16 protein-coding genes and 1 pseudogene are annotated in these 21,111 nt (G+C 68.5%); 14 read left to right on the top strand and 3 right to left on the bottom strand.

The features are described from left to right. Positions 1-70 precede the first annotated feature (70 nt). The 8 genes from B7K24_RS06905 (at position 71) to B7K24_RS06940 (ending at position 9,278) form a co-directional block, all read left to right on the top strand. Positions 71-1,663, top strand: coding sequence for an ABC transporter substrate-binding protein (locus B7K24_RS06905; RefSeq protein WP_084129451.1), 1,593 nt, complete (start codon positions 71-73; stop codon positions 1,661-1,663). 75 nt (positions 1,664-1,738) lie between these two features. Further along, entirely contained in the window at positions 1,739-3,457 is a 1,719-nt protein-coding gene (locus tag B7K24_RS06910) for an ABC transporter ATP-binding protein (RefSeq protein ID WP_084129453.1), read from the top strand. Beyond that, positions 3,441-4,322, top strand: coding sequence for an ABC transporter permease (locus B7K24_RS06915; protein ID WP_084129455.1), 882 nt, complete (start codon positions 3,441-3,443; stop codon positions 4,320-4,322). Before B7K24_RS06910 ends, B7K24_RS06915 begins: the two co-directional genes overlap by 17 nt. Positions 4,323-4,324: 2 nt before the next feature. Further along, positions 4,325-5,323 (top strand): ABC transporter permease, encoded by a 999-nt coding sequence (locus B7K24_RS06920; protein ID WP_084129456.1) that lies wholly within the window; start codon positions 4,325-4,327, stop codon positions 5,321-5,323. 19 nt (positions 5,324-5,342) lie between these two features. Next, complete coding sequence (locus tag B7K24_RS06925) at positions 5,343-6,020, top strand: cysteine hydrolase family protein (RefSeq protein ID WP_084129458.1); 678 nt, start codon at positions 5,343-5,345, stop codon at positions 6,018-6,020. After that, positions 6,017-6,622, top strand: a complete 606-nt coding sequence (locus tag B7K24_RS06930) for a cysteine hydrolase family protein (protein ID WP_084129460.1) — start codon at positions 6,017-6,019, stop codon at positions 6,620-6,622. Before B7K24_RS06925 ends, B7K24_RS06930 begins: the two co-directional genes overlap by 4 nt. Positions 6,623-6,627: 5 nt before the next feature. Continuing rightward, positions 6,628-7,857, top strand: coding sequence for an MFS transporter (locus B7K24_RS06935; RefSeq protein ID WP_234986606.1), 1,230 nt, complete (start codon positions 6,628-6,630; stop codon positions 7,855-7,857). A 113-nt stretch (positions 7,858-7,970) separates the two neighbouring features. Continuing rightward, positions 7,971-9,278, top strand: coding sequence for an MFS transporter (locus B7K24_RS06940; RefSeq protein WP_159449173.1), 1,308 nt, complete (start codon positions 7,971-7,973; stop codon positions 9,276-9,278). Between the two features lie 47 nt (positions 9,279-9,325). On the opposite strand, the gene B7K24_RS06945 is transcribed toward B7K24_RS06940, so the two are convergent. Together B7K24_RS06945 and B7K24_RS06950 are read right to left on the bottom strand one after the other, a co-directional pair. Beyond that, positions 9,326-10,612: an amidohydrolase family protein gene (locus B7K24_RS06945; RefSeq protein ID WP_234986607.1), complete on the bottom strand. Its 1,287-nt coding sequence runs from the start codon at positions 10,610-10,612 to the stop codon at positions 9,326-9,328. A gap of 72 nt (positions 10,613-10,684) precedes the next feature. After that, complete coding sequence (locus B7K24_RS06950; RefSeq protein WP_144268189.1) at positions 10,685-11,986, bottom strand: ion channel protein; 1,302 nt, start codon at positions 11,984-11,986, stop codon at positions 10,685-10,687. A gap of 44 nt (positions 11,987-12,030) precedes the next feature. On the opposite strand from B7K24_RS06950, the gene prfB reads away from it, so the two are divergent. From prfB to B7K24_RS13630, 6 genes are all read left to right on the top strand, one after another. Beyond that, entirely contained in the window at positions 12,031-13,143 is a 1,113-nt protein-coding gene (gene prfB, locus B7K24_RS06955; RefSeq protein ID WP_084129467.1) for a peptide chain release factor 2, read from the top strand. Positions 13,144-13,344: 201 nt separating this feature from the next. Beyond that, positions 13,345-14,037 (top strand): cell division ATP-binding protein FtsE, encoded by a 693-nt coding sequence (gene ftsE, locus B7K24_RS06960; protein ID WP_084129469.1) that lies wholly within the window; start codon positions 13,345-13,347, stop codon positions 14,035-14,037. Then, complete coding sequence (gene ftsX, locus B7K24_RS06965) at positions 14,037-14,948, top strand: permease-like cell division protein FtsX (protein ID WP_084129471.1); 912 nt, start codon at positions 14,037-14,039, stop codon at positions 14,946-14,948. The genes ftsE and ftsX overlap by 1 nt, the downstream gene beginning before the upstream one ends. Next, complete coding sequence (locus tag B7K24_RS06970) at positions 14,945-16,417, top strand: M23 family metallopeptidase (protein ID WP_084129473.1); 1,473 nt, start codon at positions 14,945-14,947, stop codon at positions 16,415-16,417. The genes ftsX and B7K24_RS06970 overlap by 4 nt, the downstream gene beginning before the upstream one ends. 71 nt (positions 16,418-16,488) lie before the next feature. Beyond that, positions 16,489-16,962: an SsrA-binding protein SmpB gene (gene smpB / locus B7K24_RS06975; protein WP_084129475.1), complete on the top strand. Its 474-nt coding sequence runs from the start codon at positions 16,489-16,491 to the stop codon at positions 16,960-16,962. 160 nt (positions 16,963-17,122) lie between these two features. After that, the gene (locus tag B7K24_RS13630; protein ID WP_084129476.1) at positions 17,123-18,994 is read left to right on the top strand and encodes a DUF2207 domain-containing protein; all 1,872 of its coding nucleotides are present in this window, start codon (positions 17,123-17,125) and stop codon (positions 18,992-18,994) included. Between the two features lie 578 nt (positions 18,995-19,572). On the opposite strand, the pseudogene B7K24_RS13635 reads toward B7K24_RS13630, so the two are convergent. Beyond that, a pseudogene (locus B7K24_RS13635) lies at positions 19,573-21,090 on the bottom strand (DUF222 domain-containing protein); the annotation flags it as partial. Positions 21,091-21,111: the final 21 nt, after the last annotated feature.

The following is a 21,111-nucleotide window of genomic DNA, read 5'->3' on the forward strand; positions in this document are numbered from 1 at the left end:
TTCGGTTCACCGTCATGGAGATGGCCCCGTCGCCCGGACGGCCCCCCACACCTCATCGAAGGAGCCAGCAGTGAACCGCCGCACCACCTTCGCCCTCGCGTCAGCAGCCGCTCTCGCGCTCGGCCTCACGGCATGCTCGAGCGCTGACGAGTCCCTTCCCGGCCAGTCGGCCGGGGCATCGGGCTCCTCGGACGCCTCGGCCCTCGACACCACGCTCGACATGGGACTGTCCTCGGACATCTCGGCGCCCGACCCGAGCACCGCCTACTCCGGGTCCGAGATGAATCTCGTGCTCGCCGCCTACGAGGGTCTCGTCAAGTACGCGACCGGCACCGAGGCCGCCGAGATCGTGCCGTCGCTCGCCACCGACTGGACCGTCTCCGAGGACGGCCTCACCTACTCGTTCACCCTGCGCGACGGCGTCACGTTCGCTGACGGCACGCCCTTCACGTCGGCCGCAGTCCAGCCCTCGGTCGACCGCCTCATTGCGGAAGGCGCCTCCGGCCCCGGCTACCTGGTGGGCGGCATCGCCTCCATCGACACCCCCTCGGACACCGAGGTCGTCTTCACCCTCGAGGCCCCGAACGACGCGTTCCTCGACTACCTCGCCTCGCCGTTTGGCCTCAAGATGATCTCGCCCGACGCCCTCGAGGCGCACGGCGACGACGCCGAGTGGTTCGCCGCCAACTCGGCCGGCACCGGCCCCTTCCAGTACGGCAGCTTCGACGAGGGCGTCCAGTACGAGCTCGTCGCGAACGACTCCTACTGGGGCGAGACCGGCGGCTACGAGAGCATCGAGTTCCACATCCTCGACTCGACCAACACCATCCAGCTGCAGCTCGAGAGCGGCGAGCTGGACGGGTACATTGGCTCGGCGAACAAGCCCCTGTTTGACGCGCTCAGCGCCAACGACGACCTCCAGGCCGCGACGTACCCGTCGATGATGGCGCCGGTCGTGTACCTCAACCCCAACCGCGATGCGCTGGCCTCGGCAGAGACCCGCCAGGAGCTGCTCGCGGGTGTCGACTGGGACGGCATCGTGCAGTCCGTCTACGGCGACCTTGGCGTCACCTCCACGGGAGTGTTCCCCGCGACCATGGTCGACCCCTCGGTCAACCAGACCGGCATCGAGTACGACGCCGACGCTCTCGCGGCCCTCGCCGAGGGGGACCTCGCCGGGCAGACGATCACGATCAACTACCCGTCGTACGTCCCCGGCGGCCAGGAGATCGCCGACACTTTCGCCGCACAGCTCAATACAGTCGGCATCGCGGCCGAGTCGATCGGCCTCGAGTCGAGCGCCTACTGGTCGACGGTCTTCGACCCGGAGAAGGCCCCCGACATCTCGCTCATGAGCGTGTTCCCCGATGCGGCGCACCCCGACGCGTGGGCCCGACTCCTGTACTCGTCCAATGGCGGCCTCAACCTGTTCTTCCCCGAGGTCGACGGCCTCGACGAGGTACTCGACGAGGCGATCCAGACCGGCGATGAGTCGCTTTACGGCGAGGTGACGGAGCTCGTGACCGAGTCGGCCGCCTGGTACACCATGGCGGACCTGAAGGTCTCGGCCGCGTTCCAGGCGTCCATCGAGGGAGCGGGGTCGGCCAGCTACCCGCTGCTCGGCATCACCTTCGACTTCACGCAGCTGTCGCCCACCGAGTAACAAGCCCCACCCCGTCGCGGCGCCGGTCCTGAGGGCCGGCGCCGCGACACCCCTGAGCAAGCGAAGGAGAGGCCCATGGCCGATTCGCCCGTCCTCACGGTGAGCGATCTCACCGTCACGTATCGGGGCCGTGGCCGCGTCGTCACTGCGGTGTCTGACGTGTCTCTCGCCATCGACGCGGGCCGATGCCTGGGCCTGGTGGGCGAGTCTGGGTCCGGTAAGTCGACCATCGGGGCCGCGGTCCAGGGCATCATCCCCGCCGACGGCAAGGCCGAGGCGACGGGCCGCATCTCGATCGCGGGGCGCGACCTCACCCCCATCACCGATCCCGCGTGGGCCAAGGTCAGGGGTGCGGACGTCACGTCGGTGTTCCAGGACCCGATGCGGTCGCTCGACCCGACGATGACGATCGGGCGCATGCTCAACCGCTACACCGGCTCCGCCGAGGCCTCCGTCGCGGCGCTCGAACGCGTGCAGATCCGCCGCGCAGGCGAGGTCCTCAAGAAGTACCCCCACCAGCTTTCGGGCGGCATGCGCCAGCGCGTGATGATCGCGCTCGCCCTCGCCCCGGGACCGCGCCTGCTCATCGCGGACGAGCCCACCACCGCGCTCGATGTGTCCGTCCAGGCCGAGGTGCTCTCGGTCCTGCGCGAGTCGATCGAGGACGCCGGCTGTGCGGTCCTCTTCGTCACCCACGACCTCGGTGTCGCGCGCCACATGTGCGACGACATCGCCGTGATGAAGGACGGTGTCGTCGTCGAGGCGGGGCCCGCCGAGGACGTCATCGCCCGCCCCACGGATGCCTACACGCGCCGCCTGATGGCCTCGCGTATCACCCTCGACACCGACCGTGCTCGCCCCGTGGGGGCGCCTGAGGTTGCCGTGGTCGCCTCGATGGAGGACGTGCTGACGCAACTCGAGCGTCCCGAACTCGACGTGGCGGCCGCCTGGCAGTCGGGCGACCTGACCTGGGACGCTTTTGCCGGGCCCACCGCCGCGGTCGGTGCGGCGACGGGCCTCGACCACGTCACGCTTGTCGGGCATGTGACCCGGCCCTCCCTCGCCGTGAACGAGGTCAACAAGACGTACTCGACGCGGGTGCGTGGCCGCCGTGTCGACAACCACGTGTTGAAGGACGTGTCGTTCGAGATCGGCTACCGCGAGGCCGTCGCACTCGTGGGCGAGTCCGGATCGGGCAAGTCCACGCTGCTGCGCATCGCGGGCGGCATCGAGACCGCGGACACCGGCGTCGTGAACGCGCAGGGCGTCGCGGGAGAAGGCACGCAGGTGATCTTTCAGGACGCCGGCGCCTCCCTGACCCCGTGGCGCACCGTCGAGGAGCTGCTGCGTGAGCGCATCGAGCACACCGCCACCGGCAAGGGCAAGACACGCGCCGAGATGCGTGCGATGGCACTGTCGACTCTCGAACTCGTCGGCCTCGATGAGTCCGTGCTCGCGGCCCGGCCCACCCAACTCTCTGGCGGGCAGCAGCAGCGCGTCGCGATCGCCCGTGCCGTCGTGGTGCCGCCCTCCGTACTTCTCTGTGACGAGCCCACGAGCGCCCTCGACGTGTCGGTCGCCTGCTCCGTCCTCAACCTCATCAACCTGCTGCGCCACTCGCTTGGCATCTCGATCATGTTCGTCACCCACGATCTCGCCGCGGCGCGCCTCATCGCCGACCGCGTGCTCGTGATGACTGGCGGCGAGATCGTCGAGACCGTCCCCGCCGAGCGGCTCGCTCAGGACATCACCACGGATTACGGACGGAGGCTCGTCGATGCCGTTCTCGCGTAAGAGCACCCTCGAGAAGATCGAGAAGGCCCAGCAGTCGGGGGCGCGCGACACCGCGTGGTCCGCGCTCGGCGTGGGGGAGAAGCTATCCCTCATCGGCGTCGGCGTCATCGTGTTGATCGCGCTCGTGGGTCCCGCCGTCATGCCTTACAGCCCCATCATCCCGTCGGGTGGCCAGCTGGAGCCGCCGTTGTCGTCGGGCCACGTGCTCGGCACCGACGTGCTCGGTATGGACATGGCGACCCGTTTGGTCGCGGGCATGCAGCGCAGCCTTTTTGCCGCGCTCGTCGTCACGCTCGTGTCGGCAGCCATCGGCACGCTCATCGGCGTCGCCGCGGGATTCAAAGGCGGCTGGCTCGACACGGCGCTCATGCGCTTCACCGATCTGTTCCTGGCGTTCCCCGCCATGATCATCGCGATGGCGATCGCCGCCGCGATCGGCCAGTCGCTCGGATCGGCAATGATCGGCATCATCGTCGTGTGGTGGCCGCTGTACGCCCGCCTGGTGCGAGGCGAGGTGCGCCGCGTCGTGGCCCTGCCTCATGTGCAGGCCGCCCGTGTCTCGGGTGTCAAGGGATGGCGCCTGCTGTGGCGCCACGTGATCCCCGCGATCACCCCCACGGTCGTGGTGACGGCCAGCCTCGACATCGGCGCCGTCGTCATGACGCTTGCCGCGCTGTCCTTCATCGGTCTCGGCACGCCGGCGCCGGCCCCCGAGCTCGGCCGCATGGCCTCGGACGGCATGAAGTACTTCCTCAACGCGTGGTGGGTAGCGGTGCTCCCCAGCGTCGTCATCGGCCTGCTGGCCTTCGCCTTCAACTACGCCGGCGACGCGATCCGCGTCGTGCTGCGGCGGACGGGAGTCTGACCATGCTGACCTTTGTGGCGAAGCGGCTCGGGTCGCTGGTCGTGGTGCTGTTCTTCCTCACCCTGCTCGTGTTCACGCTGGGCAAGGTCGCCGACTCCGACCCGGTGCGCACCTACGTGGGCGTCAACGCGAGCGCGGAGGCCGTCGAGGCCGCCCGCGAGGAACTGGGGCTCGACGATTCGATCCCCGTACAGTTCGGCAACTTCGTCGCCGGCGCGGTACAGGGCGACTTCGGCATCTCGCTCGCGTCGAAGCGCCCCATCGCCGACGAACTCTCGACGCGCCTGCCGGCGACGCTTGAGCTCGCGGGCTGGGCGCTCGCGCTGACCGTTGTCATCGGCGTGTCCCTGTCGGCGCTGTATTCGCGGCCCGGAAAGTTCGGCGCCTTCATGCGCTTCGTTTTCTTCTCCGCCGCCTCCGCGCCGTCGTTCCTCATCGCGATGCTGTCGGTGCTGGTGTTTTACAAGTGGCTCGACGGGGCCCTGCCAGCCGCGGGAAGGTCCTCGTACGGTCCGTACGACGACGGCACGGGGTTCTATGTGCTCGACGGCATCCTGCACGGCAGCCCCACGTACACAGGGGACGCGATCGCCCACCTGATCTTGCCCGCCCTTGCGGCATCGGTCGGCTCGGGTGTGGCGCTCGCTCGTGTGCTCGCCGACGGCATTTCCTCGTCGCTCACGTCTCCGTGGGCGCGTACCGCCCGCTCGCTCGGCGAGCGCGAGGGCACGGTCCTGCGCCGTCACGCGCTGCGCAACGCGTCCTCGCCGGCCCTGTCCCTGCTCGCCGTGCAGGCCGGATTCATGGTTTCCAGCCTGGTGGTCGTCGAGCAGGTGTTCTCGTGGAACGGCCTGGGCTCGTACCTGTCCGGCGCGATCGGCGTGGGCGACTTCCCTGCGATTGCCGCGGTCTGCCTGATTCTCGGCGCCGTGTACGTCATCCTCAACACCCTCGTCGACGTCGCGCTCGCGGCCGTCGACCCGCGGGTGCGCCTCACCTGACCCCTCGAAAGGACCCCTCATGCCCCTCCAGGTGACCGACATCACCCCCGCGGACACGGTCGACATCGTCGGCAACGCCGTGCTCGTGGTGGTCGACATTCAGGGCGGCGGCCAGCCGTCGTCGTTCGGCGCGGACAAGCCCGGCTACATGCCGGGCCGCCCTGAGCGCAATGCCAAGGCCGTCGACATGGTGAACCGCTTCCGCGCCAAGGGCGTGCCGGTGGTGTTCATCCAGGAGGTCCACAAGCCCTCCCTCATCGACATGGGCCGCGAGCTCGACGGCACCGAGAACGTGCACTGCGTCGAGGGTGACCCGCGCACCGAGCTGCACCCCGGGCTCGAGCCGCGCCCCGAGGAGTACCTGATCAAGAAGCGCCGCTACAGCGCGTTCTTCGGCTCGGAGCTCGACATTGTGCTGAAGGGCTACAAGGCGCAGACGCTGATCCTCATCGGCGGCATGACGGACGTGTGCATCCACTACACGGCCGTCGACGCGCACCAACTGGACTATCGCTTCCGGACGGTGTCGGACATGGTCATCGGGTCTTCGCAGAAGGCGCACGATGCGGCGCTCAGGGCCATGAAGTACCTCCAGCGCGACGCGCTCGTGACGCTCGACGCCGTCGACGCCTGGCTCGATGCTCAGCCGAACCCCGACGCCCAGCCCACCCCCGCCGCCACCGAGGAGAACGCATGAACATCCACGGCAACACCGTCCTCGTGGTCATCGACTTTCAGGGTGGCCCGATGGACGGCCCGATGTCCAAGGACGACCCGTTCGACATCCCCGCGCAGCGCGACAAGGCCGTGGCGATGGTCGCCGAGGCCCGCGCCAAAGGCGTGCCCGTGGTGTGGATCCAGGAAGTGCACAAGCCTCACCTGGCCGACATCGGTCGCGAGCTCGACGGCTCCGAGGGACCCCACTGCATCGAGGGCAACAAGTACACAGAGCTCGCCGAGGGGCTCGAGCCACTGCCTGAGGAGTTCCACATCCGCAAGCGCCGCTACAGCGGCTTCTTCGGCACCGAGCTGGACATCGTGTTGAAGGCTTACAAGGCGGAGACGCTCGTGCTTATCGGCGGCTTCACCGACATCTGCATTCTCTACACGGCCGTCGACGCCCACCAGCGTGACTTCTACATCAATGTCGTCACGGACGTCGTGATGGGGTCGTCCCTGCAGGCCCACGACGACGCGCTCGACATGATCCATTACCTCCAGAGCGATGCGCTCGTGACGAGCGACGACACCATGGGATGGCTCGGCTCCCTCGAGGACGCCGCCCCGGCAGCGGTGTGAGCGGGGTGTCGCGGCGCGCCCTCGTCACACTGTGGGCGCTCGCGGGTGCCGTCTTCGCCGCCACCCTCGGTTCGATGCTGGTGCCCGGCGTCCTGCCGGTGTTCGCGCAGGAGACCGGGATCTCGATGGCCGATGTGGGTCGCTCGAACGCGGTCTTTGGCCTCGCGTATGCCGTGGCCGCGCCCGTGATCGCGTGGCTGGTGCGTCGGCGTGAGCCTTTCCGCGTGTTGCTCGTCGGGCTGCCGCTCGTGGCTGTCGTGGCGGTCGCGGTGTCGCAGGTCGACTCGGCTCCGCAGTTGATGGCGGTGCGCGTCGTGCAGGCGGTGACCGTCGCAGCGGTCGTTCCCATGTGCACGGTACATGCGGGTTCGATCGTCGCGGGTGCGCATCGCTCGAGGGCGTTGTCGATCTCCTTTACGGGCATGGTTCTGTCCTCCCTCGTGGGAGCGCCGCTGGGCAATCTTCTCGCCGGGGCGGTGGGGGCGCGCGCCACGTTCGTGATTGCAGGTGGCATCGCGGCACTCGCCACGGCCGCCGTTCTTGCCGTCCGGTCCTGGCAGCCTGCGCTGCGTACCGCGGGTGAGCAGGCGCGACGACGTGAGTCGGTGGCCTCGGTCGTGTGGGCCTCGGCCCTCGTGGTGCTGGCGGCCACCCTCGCCACCGCCCTGCTCGAAGGTGCGGCCACGGGTGGCCTGAACACCTTCATTTCACCGTTCCTCGCGTCGGCGACCGGCGCCTCTGGCGCCCTGCTATCGGCGTTGCTGCTGTGCTACGGCGTCGCGGGGCTTGCGGGTAATGGCCTGCTTGGCGGGGTTGCCGACAGGTGGGGCCCAGCAAGGGTCCTCACCGGGCTCGGTATCGCCGCCGCCGCGTCGGTCGCATGCCTGGCCTTCGTGTCAGGACCCCTTGGCGCCGCGGTGGCGCTGCTCGCCTGGGGGTTCTGCTCGTGGGCGATCAATCCGCCGCTCCAGGCCCTTATTGTCGGAAACGCGGGGGCGCACATCAACGTGGTGGTCGGTATCAACTCGTCACTGATCTATACGGGAACGTCGCTTGGCGCCGCGCTCGCGAGCTCCAGGGTCCAGACGGGTCAGTTGGATTCGCTGCCTTTCCTGTCGGCGGCGCTGTTCCTTGGCTGCGCGGCGACCGCTGCGGTGGCCTGGGCGGTGTCCTCGCGAGCGCGCCGACGTGCGGCGGTGCTTTCGCAGGTCGAGCCGACGCCCACCGTGCAGTGAGGACGCGCGCCGTTCGCCGCCGCGCCGTTCGTCGCCGCGCCGTTCGTCGCCGCGCCGCTGGCCGCCGCGCCGTGGCTCGCGGTGCCATGCGCGGCGGCGCGCCGCGTCCTCCCGTGGCGGGCGGAACGGCCAGGAGCCTCTTTGGACTACCTGCCGTCTTCTGGGTCATCTGGTCGGCGATTCTCGTCCTGTGGACCGGGCGATTCGTGGTGCCGTTTTTGTCGACGTACCTCGTGACCGGGCGCGCACTTGAGATCGAGACGGCCTCGCTCGTGGTGTCTGCGTATGGGGCTGGCGGCGTGGTGGCATCCCTCCTGGGTGGGCCGTTGTCCGATCGGGTGGGACGCCTTCCCGTCATCCTGGTGAGTTTCGTCGGCTCTGCGGTGCTTCTGCTCGCCGTGCCGCTCGCGCCCGGGCTGCCCTCGCTCGTCGTGGTGCTCCTTGCCTACGGGATGGCGGGTCATCTCGGTGGGCCGGCGCTCGGCGCCCTCATCGCTGATCACGTGGCTCCCGAGCGGCGGCAGCGCGCCTACGTGCTGCAGGTGTGGGCCATCAACCTGGGCTTCGCGATTGGGCCGATCGTCGCAATCCGGCTTGAGCGCGTGTCGTTCACCCTGATCTTCGTGGTCGAGGCGGCGGTGTGCGCCGTCGTGGCCGCCTCCTTGGCCGTCGCCCTGCGCGAGCGACGGATCGGACCGGCGCGCTGGGCGGCTCCCGCTGTGCCTTCCCCACAGGTCGCGGGTTCTGCGGAGGGGCTGGTGACAGGGACGCGGGCTCGGGGCCACTATCGCCAGGCGCTACGTGACCGTCATCTGGTGACCCTGGTGACACTCATGCTCGCGTACACAGTGGTCTATACCCAGTGGACGTCGACCATGCCTCTTGCGATGACCGGCCAGGGCCTCTCGCTCGGCACCTATGCCATGCTCCTCACTGTCAATGGCGTGCTGCTGTGCCTCTTGCAGCTGCCGGCGATGGCGGTGGTGGAGCGCCTGCCGTCGTCAGTAGCCGTCGGATCGGGCATCGCGCTGACGGGAGCGGGCTTCGCGCTGCTCACGGTGGCTCATAGCGCCGCCGCGCACGTGGCGGCCATCGTCATCATCACCCTGGGGGAGCTCGTGACCTTCCCCCTCGCGGCGGCGATGGTGGCGTCCCTCGCGCCGCCGCGCCTGCGGGGGACCTATCAGGGCTTGTCGGGCCTTACCTGGTCCGGCTCGCACGCGATTGGACCGGCACTCGGTGGGTGGATCCTCGCCCGCGGCGGAGCCGCCACGCTGTGGGCAGTCGCCGCGGCAGTGCTGGCGGCGGTCGCGGTCGCCATGTTCGTCACCTCACGCGGACGCGAGGTGGAGATCGCGGCGCGCTTAGGGAGGGAGCGCGTCTCCGTCGAGGAGACGACAGTACGCGCTCATCCCGCCTAGTCTCGGGTCGCGCCCGGCCCTCTTCGCCTCAGTGCTCGCGCAGCGCCCTAGGCCCCGAGGCCCGCTGCGCGTCCCGAGCGATCCTTGCGGGCCGCGCCCGCCTGCAGCACCACCTCTACCGCCGCAGGGTCGGCGAGGTCGTGGATGCGTGCCAGCGGGTTGACCTCTGTCACCACCAGGTCGGCGAGCAAGCCTGGGCGCACCGTGCCGATATGGTCGTCGAGCCCGAGTAGCCGCGCTCCGGCCTGCGTGCCGGCGTGGATCGCCTGCAGGGGCGTCAAGCCCGCGTCGACGAGGTGGCCCAATTCGGTGAGGTTGCGGCCCTGGGGAAAGATTCCTGCGTCGGTGCCCATCGCCACCATCACGCCCGCCGAGATCGCCCGGGCCGCCGCGTCGCGTCCACGCTCCTGCCACTCGAGTTTCTTCGCCACCACCTCGGCGGACTTCTTCGTGGGATCGGGCGCGAGCGACAACGTCGAGAGGGTGGGCACCAGCACCGTGCCATGCGCGAGCAGCGCGGAGATCAGCTCGTCGGACATGTCATACCCGTGCTCGAGGCTCGTGGTGCCGCCCCGCACGGCGTTGAGCGCGCCCTCGTGGCCCTGCGCGTGCGAGGCGATCGGGCGGCCCCCGCGACGCGCAAGTTCATCGCGGATCAGGCGTACCTGGTGTTCGCTGAGCCCGAGGTCGTCGGGGCTGTCGGTGGGGGTGGAGATCCCACCCGTGGTGCAGACCTTGATCACGTCTGCACCCGTGCGCACGAGCGTCCGCACGGCCTTGATCACCTCGTCATCGCTGTCGACGACCATGCCGCTCGCGATCGGTTCCCACGCCACGTAGGGGGCGACGGTGCCGTTCGCGTGTGACGGGTCCGCGTGACCGCCGGTCGGGGACAGCAGTGCAATTGACATGTGCATGCGCGGCCCGGTGATCCAGCCACGGGCGACGGCGTTGCGGAAGCCCGGGGTCAACCCTGACAGGTCCCTCGCCGCCGTCACCCCCGCCTCGAGCGTCAGGCGCATGATGTCCGCGGTGGCCAGGGAGTGTTCCTCCGCGAACCACAGGGCCATCTCGTGGCTGGAAGCATCCGGCATGGTGACGTGGACGTGGGTGTCGATGAATCCCGGCATGACGAAGGCCCCACGCCCGTCGATCACGACGTCGGCGGCGCTCGCCGCAGGACTTGTTGCTCCCACGGACGTGATGACACCGTCACGAATCTCGACGTCGATGTCCTCGAGCGGCTCCGCGCCGGTGCCGTCGATCACTGTCGCGCCCAGGATGCGGGTGGTGCCCGGCTGCGGGGGAACCAGGGGGAGGCGGGCTGGGCTCACGGGGCGGGCTCCTCGGATAGACGGCCGGTGCTCCGACTAGCCTATCGACCTATTGGTAGCGCGAGGAGTGGATCACGCGGGCGGCTGGTGGCCCGCGTTCGGCGGCACCTTCGCACCGTGCACCAGCATCTCGGGCCCGGTCGTCACGATGAGCCACACTGGCAGCACGATCACGCAGATGGCTGGCAACACCGCGACGTCGCCCACGAGCGCCACGCCCATGAAGATCGCGAGCCAGCCGTCGCGGCCGATCGCGAGGATGGACCCCACGGCGCCCGCGGCGATCGCGAGGGCGAGCGAGGACTCGGGCACCAGCGCGTGCCCGGCCAGGCCGAAGGCGGCGCCAATGAACACTGCGGGGAAGATGCGGCCGCCACGGAAGCCTGCGGCGGCAGAGACGGTGAGGGCTGCGACCTTGATGAGCGCGAGTCCCAGCAGGCCCCAGAACGTGTACTCGCCGGCCGTCGCCAGGAGCTCGCCGGTCTGTGCGGCGCCCTTGAACATCGTGATGGTGCCGCCGACGGCGCCCAGCACGCCCAGCAGCAGGCCGCCGATGGTGGTGAACACGATGGGGTTCGGGAAGCGTCGCAGCAGGTGCCACAGGGGCGGCATGAGTCGGGCGCCGACCAGCGACGCGAAGGCGGCCGCCAAGGCAATCGGGATGCCCACGTAAAGGTCGGACCATCCCGGCCCCGTGTAGTCGTCGAGGTTGCCCGGGATGAAGGCGACCCCCAGCCACATCGCGACCACGGCGCCGGATGCGGCGGCGGCGACCGGGGCGAACAGGCGGTCCCACAGCAGTCCCTGCCGGGGTCCCCCGGAGACCATCTCCGTCAGCAGCAGCGCCGCGGCGACGGGGGAACCGAACATTGCGCCGATCATGCCGGCGCCTGCCACCAACAGCACCTGCCCGGCGGTCGCGTTCGGGACGATGCGCGCCAGGCCCCACACGGATAGCCCCACGGCGATCGAGATGATGGGGCTCTCGGGGCCCAGTGAGACGCCCGCACCCAGCGACACGATGAGCGCCGCCGCAATGCCGGGCAGCGCCTTCAGCGGCAGGGGAGGTGCGACCAGTTCGGTGGTGGCGGAGTCGTAGCCGCCGTGCCCGGGGGCGTAGCGAATGATGGTGCCGACAGCCGCTCCCGCGAGCCCCAACACGAGGATGGGCCACCACCAGGACTCGGCGTCGAAGCCGCCTACCTCGGGGATCCAGTCCCACAACACGTGGGTCACGCCCTCGGCAGCCACGTCGATGGCCCACAGCAACACTGCACACATGGCGCCGATGACGACCGCAGGGACGGTGAGTCGCACGAGCATGCGCGGTGTGGCGTGACGGCTCTCATCGTGGGTCAGGATCCCGTCGCTCATGGCCACGAGCATAGGACCCGGGCACGCGACTAGACTGGACCGTCGTGGCCACCGACTTTCCTGTAGAGATTTCCGCGCTCAACGCGACCTTCCACCAGATCGAGGCCGTGAGCGACCCCGAGAAGCTCGCCGCGCGCATCGCCGAGCTCGAGGAGAGGGCGGCGGCGCCCGACCTGTGGGACGACCAGGAGAACGCCCAGGCCGTCACGAGCGCCCTGTCCGCCGCGAATGCGGAAAAGGACCGCCTGGACCGCATCCGCACCCGCATCGAGGACCTTGAGGTGCTTGTGGAGCTCGGCACCGAGGGCGAGGACGAGGACACGCTCGCGGAGGCCGAGTCCGAGCTCGAGACGCTCAAGAAGGATCTCTCGGCCATGGAGGTGCGCACCCTCATGTCGGGGGAGTGGGATGAGCGCAACGCGGTCGTCACGATCCGCTCCGGCGCGGGCGGCGACGACGCGACCGACTTCGCAGAGATGTTGCTGCGCATGTACCTGCGCTGGGCCGAGCGTCACGGCTACGGCACCAAGGTGCTCGACACCTCGTACGCCGAGGGTGCGGGCATCAAGTCCGCCACCTTCGAGGTCAACGCCCCCTATGCCTTTGGCACGCTCTCCGTGGAGGCCGGCACGCACCGCCTGGCCCGCATCAGCCCCTTCGGCTCCGCCGACAAGCGCCAGACCTCCTTCGCGGCGGTCGAGGTGATCCCACAGATCGAGTCGACCGACCACATCGAGGTGGCGGAGGCCGACATCAAGGTCGACGTCTTCCGCTCCTCGGGCCCCGGCGGCCAGTCGGTCAACACCACCGACTCGGCGGTGCGCCTCACCCACCTGCCCACCGGCATCGTGGTGTCGATGCAGGACGAGAAGAGCCAGATCCAGAACCGCGCCGCCGCCATGCGCGTCCTCCAGTCCCGCCTGCTACTGCTGAAGAAGGAAGAGGAAGCGGCCCAGAAGAAGGAACTCGCGGGCGACATCAAGGCCAGCTGGGGCGACCAGATGCGTTCCTACTTCCTGTACGGCCAGCAACTCGTCAAGGACCTGCGCACCGGTTACGAGGTCGGCAACCCCCAGGTGGTCTTCGACGGGGACCTCGACGGGCTGATTGACGCCGGCATCCGCTGGCGCAAGCAGCAGCAGACTCAGCAGGACTAACGCTTCAGGCGCCTACCCAGGGCCGATGCGTGGAGGGGGCTTCCGTACGGCGCCTCCGTACGTAGCCCAGCCACGGCATCGGCCACCACCAAGCGGTGACGAAGGCGACACGGTCACAGCGGCGCGCCTCCCGGCAAGCCGCTTGACGCGTTCTTACGATGCTGGCGGAAGCGCGTGACTACCCCTCGCGCACACGTACACATGATTCGACTCGACAACGTCTCCAAGGTCTATACGCGCGGTGCCCGTCCGGCGCTGGACGCGATCGACGTGGAGATCGAGCGCGGCGACTTCGTCTTCCTGGTGGGATCGTCGGGCTCGGGGAAGTCCACGTTCCTCAAGCTCGTGCTTCGCGAGGAGCGCCCCACCGATGGCGACATCTGGGTCGCGGGTCGCCACCTCAACCGGCTGTCGAGTTGGCGAGTGCCGCACCTGCGCCGCGAGATCGGGGCGGTCTTCCAGGACTTCCGGCTGCTGCCCAACAAGACCGTGTACCAAAACGTGGCCTTCGCGCTGCAGGTCATCGGCAAGTCCAAGCGCGACATCAAGCAGAACGTGCCGGAGATGCTCGAGCTCGTGGGTCTGGCGGGCAAGGAGCGACGCATGCCGCACGAGCTGTCCGGCGGAGAGCAGCAGCGCGTCGCGATCGCGCGCGCCTTCGTGAACCGGCCGCCGATCCTGCTGTGTGACGAGCCGACCGGAAACCTCGACCCCGGCACGTCGGTGGGCATCATGCGCCTGCTCGACCGCATTAACCGCACGGGCACCACGGTGCTGATGGCGACCCACGACGACGAGATCGTCGACCAGATGCGCAAGCGCGTCATCGAGCTCAAGGGCGGCCACCTGGTGCGCGACCAGGACCGCGGCGTCTACGGGTTGGAGACCGTCTGATGCGGCTGCGGTTCATCTTCGGCGAGGTCTGGAACGGCCTGCGCCGCAACTCGACGATGGCGCTGTCGGTCGCGCTCGTCACGTTTGTCTCCCTGACCTTTGTGGGCGCCGCGGCGCTGACCCAGATGCAGGTCCAGCAACTGAAAGACGCCTGGTACGGCAAGGTCGAGGTGTCGATCTTCCTGTGCCCGCCGGACTCCTACGAGGAGAACTGCGTGGCCGGTCCCGTGACCGAGGCGCAGACGGACGACATTGTGGCGGTGCTCGAGGAGGGCAACGTCTCGGAGCTCGTCGAGTCGGTGTACGTGGAGACGCGTGAGGAGGTCTACGAGTCGATCGTGGCCGCCGACGACTCGGGCGTGTACTCGCAGCTGGAGCCCGAGGACCTCGCCCCCGTGATGCGCGTGAAGCTCACCGATCCTGAGGAGTTCCAGGTGGTGGCCGATGCCACGGCAGGCCTCCCCGGCGTCGAGTCCGTTTACGACCAGCGCGAGGTCTTCGACGACCTCTTCGACTTCCTCAACGCGGCGACCGTCGTGGCCGCCGCGCTCGCGATCGTGATGATGGTGACGGCAATGCTGCTCATCACCACCACGATCCGCCTGTCGGCGCTGTCACGCCGGCGCGAGACCACGATCATGCGCATGGTCGGCTCCTCGCGGTCGCTCATTCAGCTGCCGTTCATGCTCGAGGGGGCGGTGGCGGCCACGGGTGGCGCGGCGCTCGCGATCGCGGGGCTGTGGTTCGGCACCCAGTACTTGGTCGAAGGCTGGTTGACGGGGTCGATCTCGTGGGTCGACTACATCGGACGCGAGGATGTGTGGGCGGTGGCCCCGTGGCTCGTGCTCATCGCGGTGGGGCTCGCGGGCGCCGCCTCGCTTCTGACATTGAATAGGTACACGCGCGCATGACTGACACCAACCGGCGTCCCCTCATCCTCATCATCGCGGTGATGCTCACCGCGATCCTTGGCGGCCTCGCGATCGGACTGGGCGGCTCGGCGGTCGCCGACGACTACGACGACCAGATCGACGAATACCAAGACCAAATCGACAAGGCCGAAGACAAGATCGGCGAGGCCGAGTCCGGCATCGCCGACACCAACGCGGACCGCGAAGCGGCACAGGAGCGGGCCGACGAGCTCGCCAGCGCCCTCGAGAACACGGACGCGAAGATCGTCGAGGCCTCGCAGGAGCTCGAGGCCCTCGAGGCGCAAATCGAGCCGCTCGAGGCGGCGCTCGCCGAGGCGAAGGAGGCCGTCGAGGCCGCCATCGTGGAACAGGGCATCGTCGCCGACAAGCTCGCCGCCGCCGAGGCTCAGGACGAGGCCATTACGGCGCAGATCGCCGAGGACGAGGACCGCGTCCAGGAACTTCAGTCGCGCGTGGCCGCCATTGCGCGCGAGTCGTACAAGGGCGGCTCCGCGGAGGCGAGCCTCGGCATCGTGTTCGGCGCCACCGACGAGGACGAGTTTGTCAACGAGTTCACCGCGCAGCAGTCCGCGGCGCGGGTGCAGGCCTCGACCCTGGCGGAGCTCGACGAGATCGCGGCAGTGAACCGCAACCGTGGGGCACGCCAAGAGGCGGTGCGCGAGTACATCACGGAGCTCAAGGCTCAGGCGGATGCCCTGGTGATCGAGCGTCAGGAGAAGGAGGCCGCGGCCGAGGCGGCGAAGGCCGACCTTGACGCCAAGCTGGCCGAGGCACAAGAGGTGAAGGACTACCTCGAGTCGCAGCGCCAGACCTACGTCGCGCAGCAGGCCGAAAACGACGCGCTCCAGGCTCAACTGCGCGACCAGGTGGCGGCGCTGTTCGCGGCCAAGAAGGCCGCGCAGGAAGGTCTCGACGCGGCGGAGGCAGGCAAGGCCGATGCCGAGGACGCCAAGGCGGCGGCGGAGGCCGAAGCGGCGCGCAAGGCCGCCGAGGAGGCAGCCAAGAATGGCGGCAGTACCTCCGGAGGGTCCAGCAGTGGGCCGTCGGCGTCCGGCTATTTTGCGTATCCGACGAAGAGCGTCTACATCACGTCGTCCTACGGCATGCGCTACCACCCCATCTACCACTATTGGCGCCTGCACGCGGGCACCGACTTCCGCGCCTACTGCGGCACCCCGATCTATGCGTCGGCAGGCGGCACGGTCGAATGGGCCAAGACCGTGGGCGGCTTCGGTAACCAGGTCATGATCGACCACGGCGTGGTCGGGGGCGACTACGTGATGTCGAGCTACAACCACCTCACGCGTTTCGCGGTATCAAGCGGACAGCGGGTGTCGCGTGGACAGTTGGTGGGTTACTCGGGCAACACCGGGTCGTCGACGGCGTGCCACCTGCACTTCGAGATGTACGTCAACGGCTCGACCGTGAACCCGATGTCGATGCTCTAGGCGGTTGTCGCCTAGACTCGTACATCGCCCTGGCGGTCGCGTCAGGTTCGGTTCGTTCGAGGAGGTGAGTCATGGCAGAGAAGTCCGACGAGAAGAAGGTCGTTGCGACCAATCGCGCTGCGCGCCACGACTACTTCATCGACGACACCTACGAGGCCGGCCTGATGCTGCGCGGGACCGAGGTGAAGGCGCTGAGGGCGGGACGCGCCTCGATCGTCGACGGTTACGTGCACGTCGAGGGCACCGAGGCATGGCTCGAGAACGTCCACATTCCCGAGTACTCGCAGGGCACGTGGACCAATCACGCGCCGCGCCGGCGCCGCAAGCTGTTGTTGCACCACGCCGAGATCAACGACCTGCTCATCAAGACCCGCGAGAAGGGCTTCACGATTGTGCCGCTGCGGCTGTACTTCGTGAAGGGGCGGGCGAAGCTCGAGATCGGTATCGGCCGCGGTAAGAAGCACTACGACAAGCGCCAGGCCCTGCGCGAAAAGCAGGACAACCGTGAGGCTCAGCGGGCGATGAGCCTGCGCCGGCACGACTAGCGAGGCGCCCGCACAACTCGCGGGGCGCCCACACGACGAGCGGGGCGCTGGCACGACGAGCGGGGCGCCCGCACATCTACTAAGGCGTACGCCCGCGCGCCAGGGGATCCACGGCCCGTCGTCCCTGGTCACGCGCCTCCTTCTTCGCCAAGATGGACGCATGCGATTGCTACGTCCGTTCCTGACCGTTGCCCTCGCGGCACTGACGACCGTGCCGGTTCTGACCGCGACGGGAGGGGCGACGGCGGCATCGGCCGCGGAGGACTATCCCGGCCGCGAGGTGACGCGCTGGGACGCCACCTATGTGCTCGACCCGAATGGTTCCGTCGCGGTGACCACCGAGATCGACTTCGACTTTGGTGATTCGCCGGGGCACGGCGTGATCTTCACGTTCCCGACGACGCAGGGGATCGCGGATTCCGACCTTGAGCGCGTGTGGGACATCGGCGACATCGAGGCGACGAGTCCCACGGGCGCTCCCGCCGCTGTTGCGACCGAGATGCAGGGCGACACCCTGTACGTGCGCATCGGCGACGAGGACATCTCGGATGTGTCGGGGCTGCAGACCTACGTGCTGAGTTACACGGTCGGGCACGTCATGAATGCCACCACCTCAAGCGAGACCGATGGCGACCTGGCGGGCGACGAGTTCTATTGGAACGCGATCGGCACGGGTTGGGAGACGCCGGTGTCGGACATCACGGTCACGGTGGAATCGCCCGTGGCCGCGACGGCGGTGCGGTGTTTTGCGGGGCCCGAGGGGTCAACGGGCGGCTGCTCGGCGGGGGAGCCGGGCACATCGGTGACCTACACGGCCGATGCCGTGGAGCCCTACGAGCCGCTCTCCGTCGCGGCGCTGTACCCGGCCGGGTCCTTTGACACCACTCCCAAGACCCAAGTCGCCAACGACGTGGCACGCGCGTTTGCCATCAACGTGTGGACGGTGGGGGTGGCGCTTCTGATCCTGGTGGGCGGCATCTGGCTCGTGATGCGACGGCTGCGGCGCACCGGGACGGACATGGTCTACGCGGGCGTCGCTCCGGGTCTCGAGCCACTGTCCGATGCGGAAGCGGCGGTGATGCGACGCGATCCTAGGGCGCCGATCGCGGTGCAGTTCGAGCCTCCCCGCGGACTGCGTCCGGGACAACTAGGGACCCTCCTGGACGAGAAGGCGGATGTGCGCGACGTGACGGCGACGATCGTCGATCAGGCGGTGCGCGGATACCTCAGGATCGATCCGGTGGGTCAGGAGCAGCCGCCGGCCGACTACCGGCTGGTCAAGTTGCGCGAGGCCGATGCGGAGATGCCCCCGTACGGCCGCATGCTGTTCGAGTCGATCTTCGAGGGACGCAGCGAGGTGACCTTCGAGGACCTCAAGACGACCTTCGCGGCGGACCTCGCGAAGGTCCAGGAGGAGATGTACCGCGACGTGACGGATCGCGGGTGGTTCCGGCGCAACCCGAAGTCGGCACGCGGGTCATGGGCGGCGATGGCAATCGTGCTGCTCTTCGTGGGGGTGGCCGCGACCTTTGTGCTTGCGGCGATGTGGGGCGCGGGCTTCGTCGGTGTGGCGATCGGGCTGGTGGGGTTAGTGATGCTGGTCCTCACGAACAAGGCGCCCGCGCGGACGCCCGAGGGTTCGCGCGTGCTCGCGCAGACGGAGGGCTTCAAGCTCTACCTCGCGACCGCTGACGGCGCGCAGCTCCGCTTCGAGGAGGGGAACGACATCTTCAGTAGGTACCTGCCTTATGCGATCGCCTTCGGCGTCGCGGAGCGGTGGGCTGATGTCTTTGCGCGTCTCGCGCGGGAGGGCCACGATGTGCCGGCCCCCGATTGGTATGGCGGGGCCTCGTATGCGGGCTCCTTCTGGCTGTATCACGCGGCCTTCGGGCGCCAGATGACGGACCTCACCTCGCTTGCCGATGCGGCCATCAGCACGCCGACGCCGGGATCCTCGGGCGGTTCGGGCTTCTCGACCGGCGGCGGCTTCTCGGGCGGCGGCAGTTTCGGCGGCGGTGGCGGCGGCTGGTAAGGCACGGCTCGTTCGTACTCGCGCCTGGGCGGAGGGTGAGTGAAGACCGTCGAACTCACGACGAGGCCCGAGGGAACCTCGTGGCGTCGCCATCGCCGGTGGTCTCGCGTTGTCCGATGGGGCGGCGGCTTCATATCGTCACCACTCGCGTGGATGATCGAGGCGACCCGGTTGGCCACGCATGACTCTTGACCGCGGTGAGTGCTGCTGTTGTTCGACGCATCAGGTAGAGGCTCGACGAGCATGCTGATGCTGGGTGCGGGTTCCATGGTGCAGGCGGATGTTCTGGACCGGGGAGTCGAGACGGGGCGGGAAGGCGACTCGGGCCGTTGCGATCGCGACGTTCCCGAGGGTGGCGGCTTCTGGCGTCGCCGGTGGTCGCCGGCTTGGGTGGCGGCGACGGGCGTGCGGGCGATGACGTCCTCGACCGGTGGCAGGTGGTCGCCGTAGATCGCGGTCGCGTCGAACAGTCTCCGACCACCGGGTTGGGGTGTGCGGGTCGGGTCGAGGTGGGCGGGTGGGATGAACCACACCTCGGTCTCGGTGGCCACGATGATCCAGCCTTCACGATGGACGTCGTGGTGACACCTCACACACAACGTCACGCCGTTCTTCGTTTCGGATTTTCCACCGAACTCGTGGGGGATGATGTGATGACCGTCGCCCGACGACGCCGGCAACGAGCATTTCGCGCATCCGCCATCACGGATCAACATCGCATCGCGTTGAGCGGCGTTGAAATACCGACCGTGGTAGCCCACATCCAGCGTGCGTGAACGCTTACCCAAGACCACGGGAACCAGACCGGCGCGAGCCATCATGCGGCGAAGCTCTCCCGCATCCGGCGTGGCCGAGAGCCCCTCGATCGTGGCGCCCAGCACGCTGTCACCCTTGGCGGCAGCGAGCATCGTGTCGTAGTCCATCGTCACAATCACTTGGGCACTGGCGTGGGGCAGATTCTTGACGTTGCAGCCGGCCAGATGGCGAGCGAACTCTCCCATCGCATCCGCACACACTTGCCCCGGGGTGCGTTCATCCACCGTGACGATATGACCCTGCTTTGCGGCGTCCTGGGCGCGCTTCTTGGTACGGAAATGCTGATTGACCATGGCATCCATGACCGCCACCAACGGCGCACCGTTCTCGGGATCCAGCTGCCCGTTGATACGGATCATCCCGTCGGCGTTCTCACCGACATTGAGGTACCGGCGTTGACGGCGCTCGGCCGCGAGTTCGTCGAGATGGTCGGCATCGAGACGATCCCGCCACCGGTTGATGACCTGCCCGAGCCGGTAGAACGACATCTGACGCGCTTTGAACACGAGATCCTTTTCGGCCTCCACCATCAACTCGACATCGGCACGCTCGGCCACGCCACGCAGCATCCTGGTGATCGCCGTCGCCGCCTCAGCACCCAAATCCCCGTCGGCCGACGCGGCCGCCACATGAGCAAACACCGGACCCGACGGTGCGGGCGCGACAGGACGCGAGGGTCCGGGAGTAGCGGGAGCGTCGCCGGTGGCAAACAGTGAATCATCGGTCCCGACATCGCCTCCGATACCAGGCTGGCCGGAATCGACCGGGCCACTCTCGCCCGGGCTGCCGTCACTCCCGTTGGCGTCAGCGGCGTCAGGACCGGAGGGGCTCGACGACTCGGCCGCCTCACGCGCCGCCTCCTCAGCAGCCTTCGCCGCCCATTCCGCATCCGCGAGCGTCTCACCGAGCTCAAGCAACCGGCGCGCCTCCGGCCCCGACACCCCCGCCTGCTTCTCCACCATCGCGATCGCATTGCGATGCCCACGCGCACGCGCGAACCCCACCCCACGACCGCCAGAGTCGGACCGGAACGACTGCGCCGCGGCCACGACCGCCATGATGCGATCCGTCGCCTGACGCACCGACCCGGCCGCGAACCCCAAATCCTCCACCGCATCGCCCATCGCGAGCGCCTGAGCAAACGTCAACGTATCGCCACGCAACAGCGCCCGGCACACCGACAACGCCAACTCCTCACGACGCCGCTCCCGCTCAGAACGCGGCAAGCGCGTCACACTCGAGGCCGGCACCCCAAGCGACGAAACGGACGAAATGCTCATACAGACATCACACCAGAAGGG

The sequence above is a fragment of the Demequina sp. NBRC 110055 genome (assembly GCF_002090135.1).
In the GTDB taxonomy this organism is placed as follows: Bacteria; Actinomycetota; Actinomycetes; order Actinomycetales; family Demequinaceae; genus Demequina.

Bases quoted from the DNA above. Each gene is read 5' to 3' on its own strand.
- B7K24_RS06910 (WP_084129453.1), top strand. From the start codon at position 1,739: ATGGCCGATTCGCCCGTCCTCACGGTGAGCGATCTCACCGTCACGTAT.
- B7K24_RS06915 (WP_084129455.1), top strand. From the start codon at position 3,441: ATGCCGTTCTCGCGTAAGAGCACCCTCGAGAAGATCGAGAAGGCCCAG.
- B7K24_RS06920 (WP_084129456.1), top strand. From the start codon at position 4,325: ATGCTGACCTTTGTGGCGAAGCGGCTCGGGTCGCTGGTCGTGGTGCTG.
- B7K24_RS06925 (WP_084129458.1), top strand. From the start codon at position 5,343: ATGCCCCTCCAGGTGACCGACATCACCCCCGCGGACACGGTCGACATC.
- B7K24_RS06930 (WP_084129460.1), top strand. From the start codon at position 6,017: ATGAACATCCACGGCAACACCGTCCTCGTGGTCATCGACTTTCAGGGT.
- B7K24_RS06950 (WP_144268189.1), bottom strand. From the start codon at position 11,986: ATGAGCGACGGGATCCTGACCCACGATGAGAGCCGTCACGCCACACCG.
- ftsE (WP_084129469.1), top strand. From the start codon at position 13,345: ATGATTCGACTCGACAACGTCTCCAAGGTCTATACGCGCGGTGCCCGT.
- ftsX (WP_084129471.1), top strand. From the start codon at position 14,037: ATGCGGCTGCGGTTCATCTTCGGCGAGGTCTGGAACGGCCTGCGCCGC.
- B7K24_RS06970 (WP_084129473.1), top strand. From the start codon at position 14,945: ATGACTGACACCAACCGGCGTCCCCTCATCCTCATCATCGCGGTGATG.
- smpB (WP_084129475.1), top strand. From the start codon at position 16,489: ATGGCAGAGAAGTCCGACGAGAAGAAGGTCGTTGCGACCAATCGCGCT.
- B7K24_RS13630 (WP_084129476.1), top strand. From the start codon at position 17,123: ATGCGATTGCTACGTCCGTTCCTGACCGTTGCCCTCGCGGCACTGACG.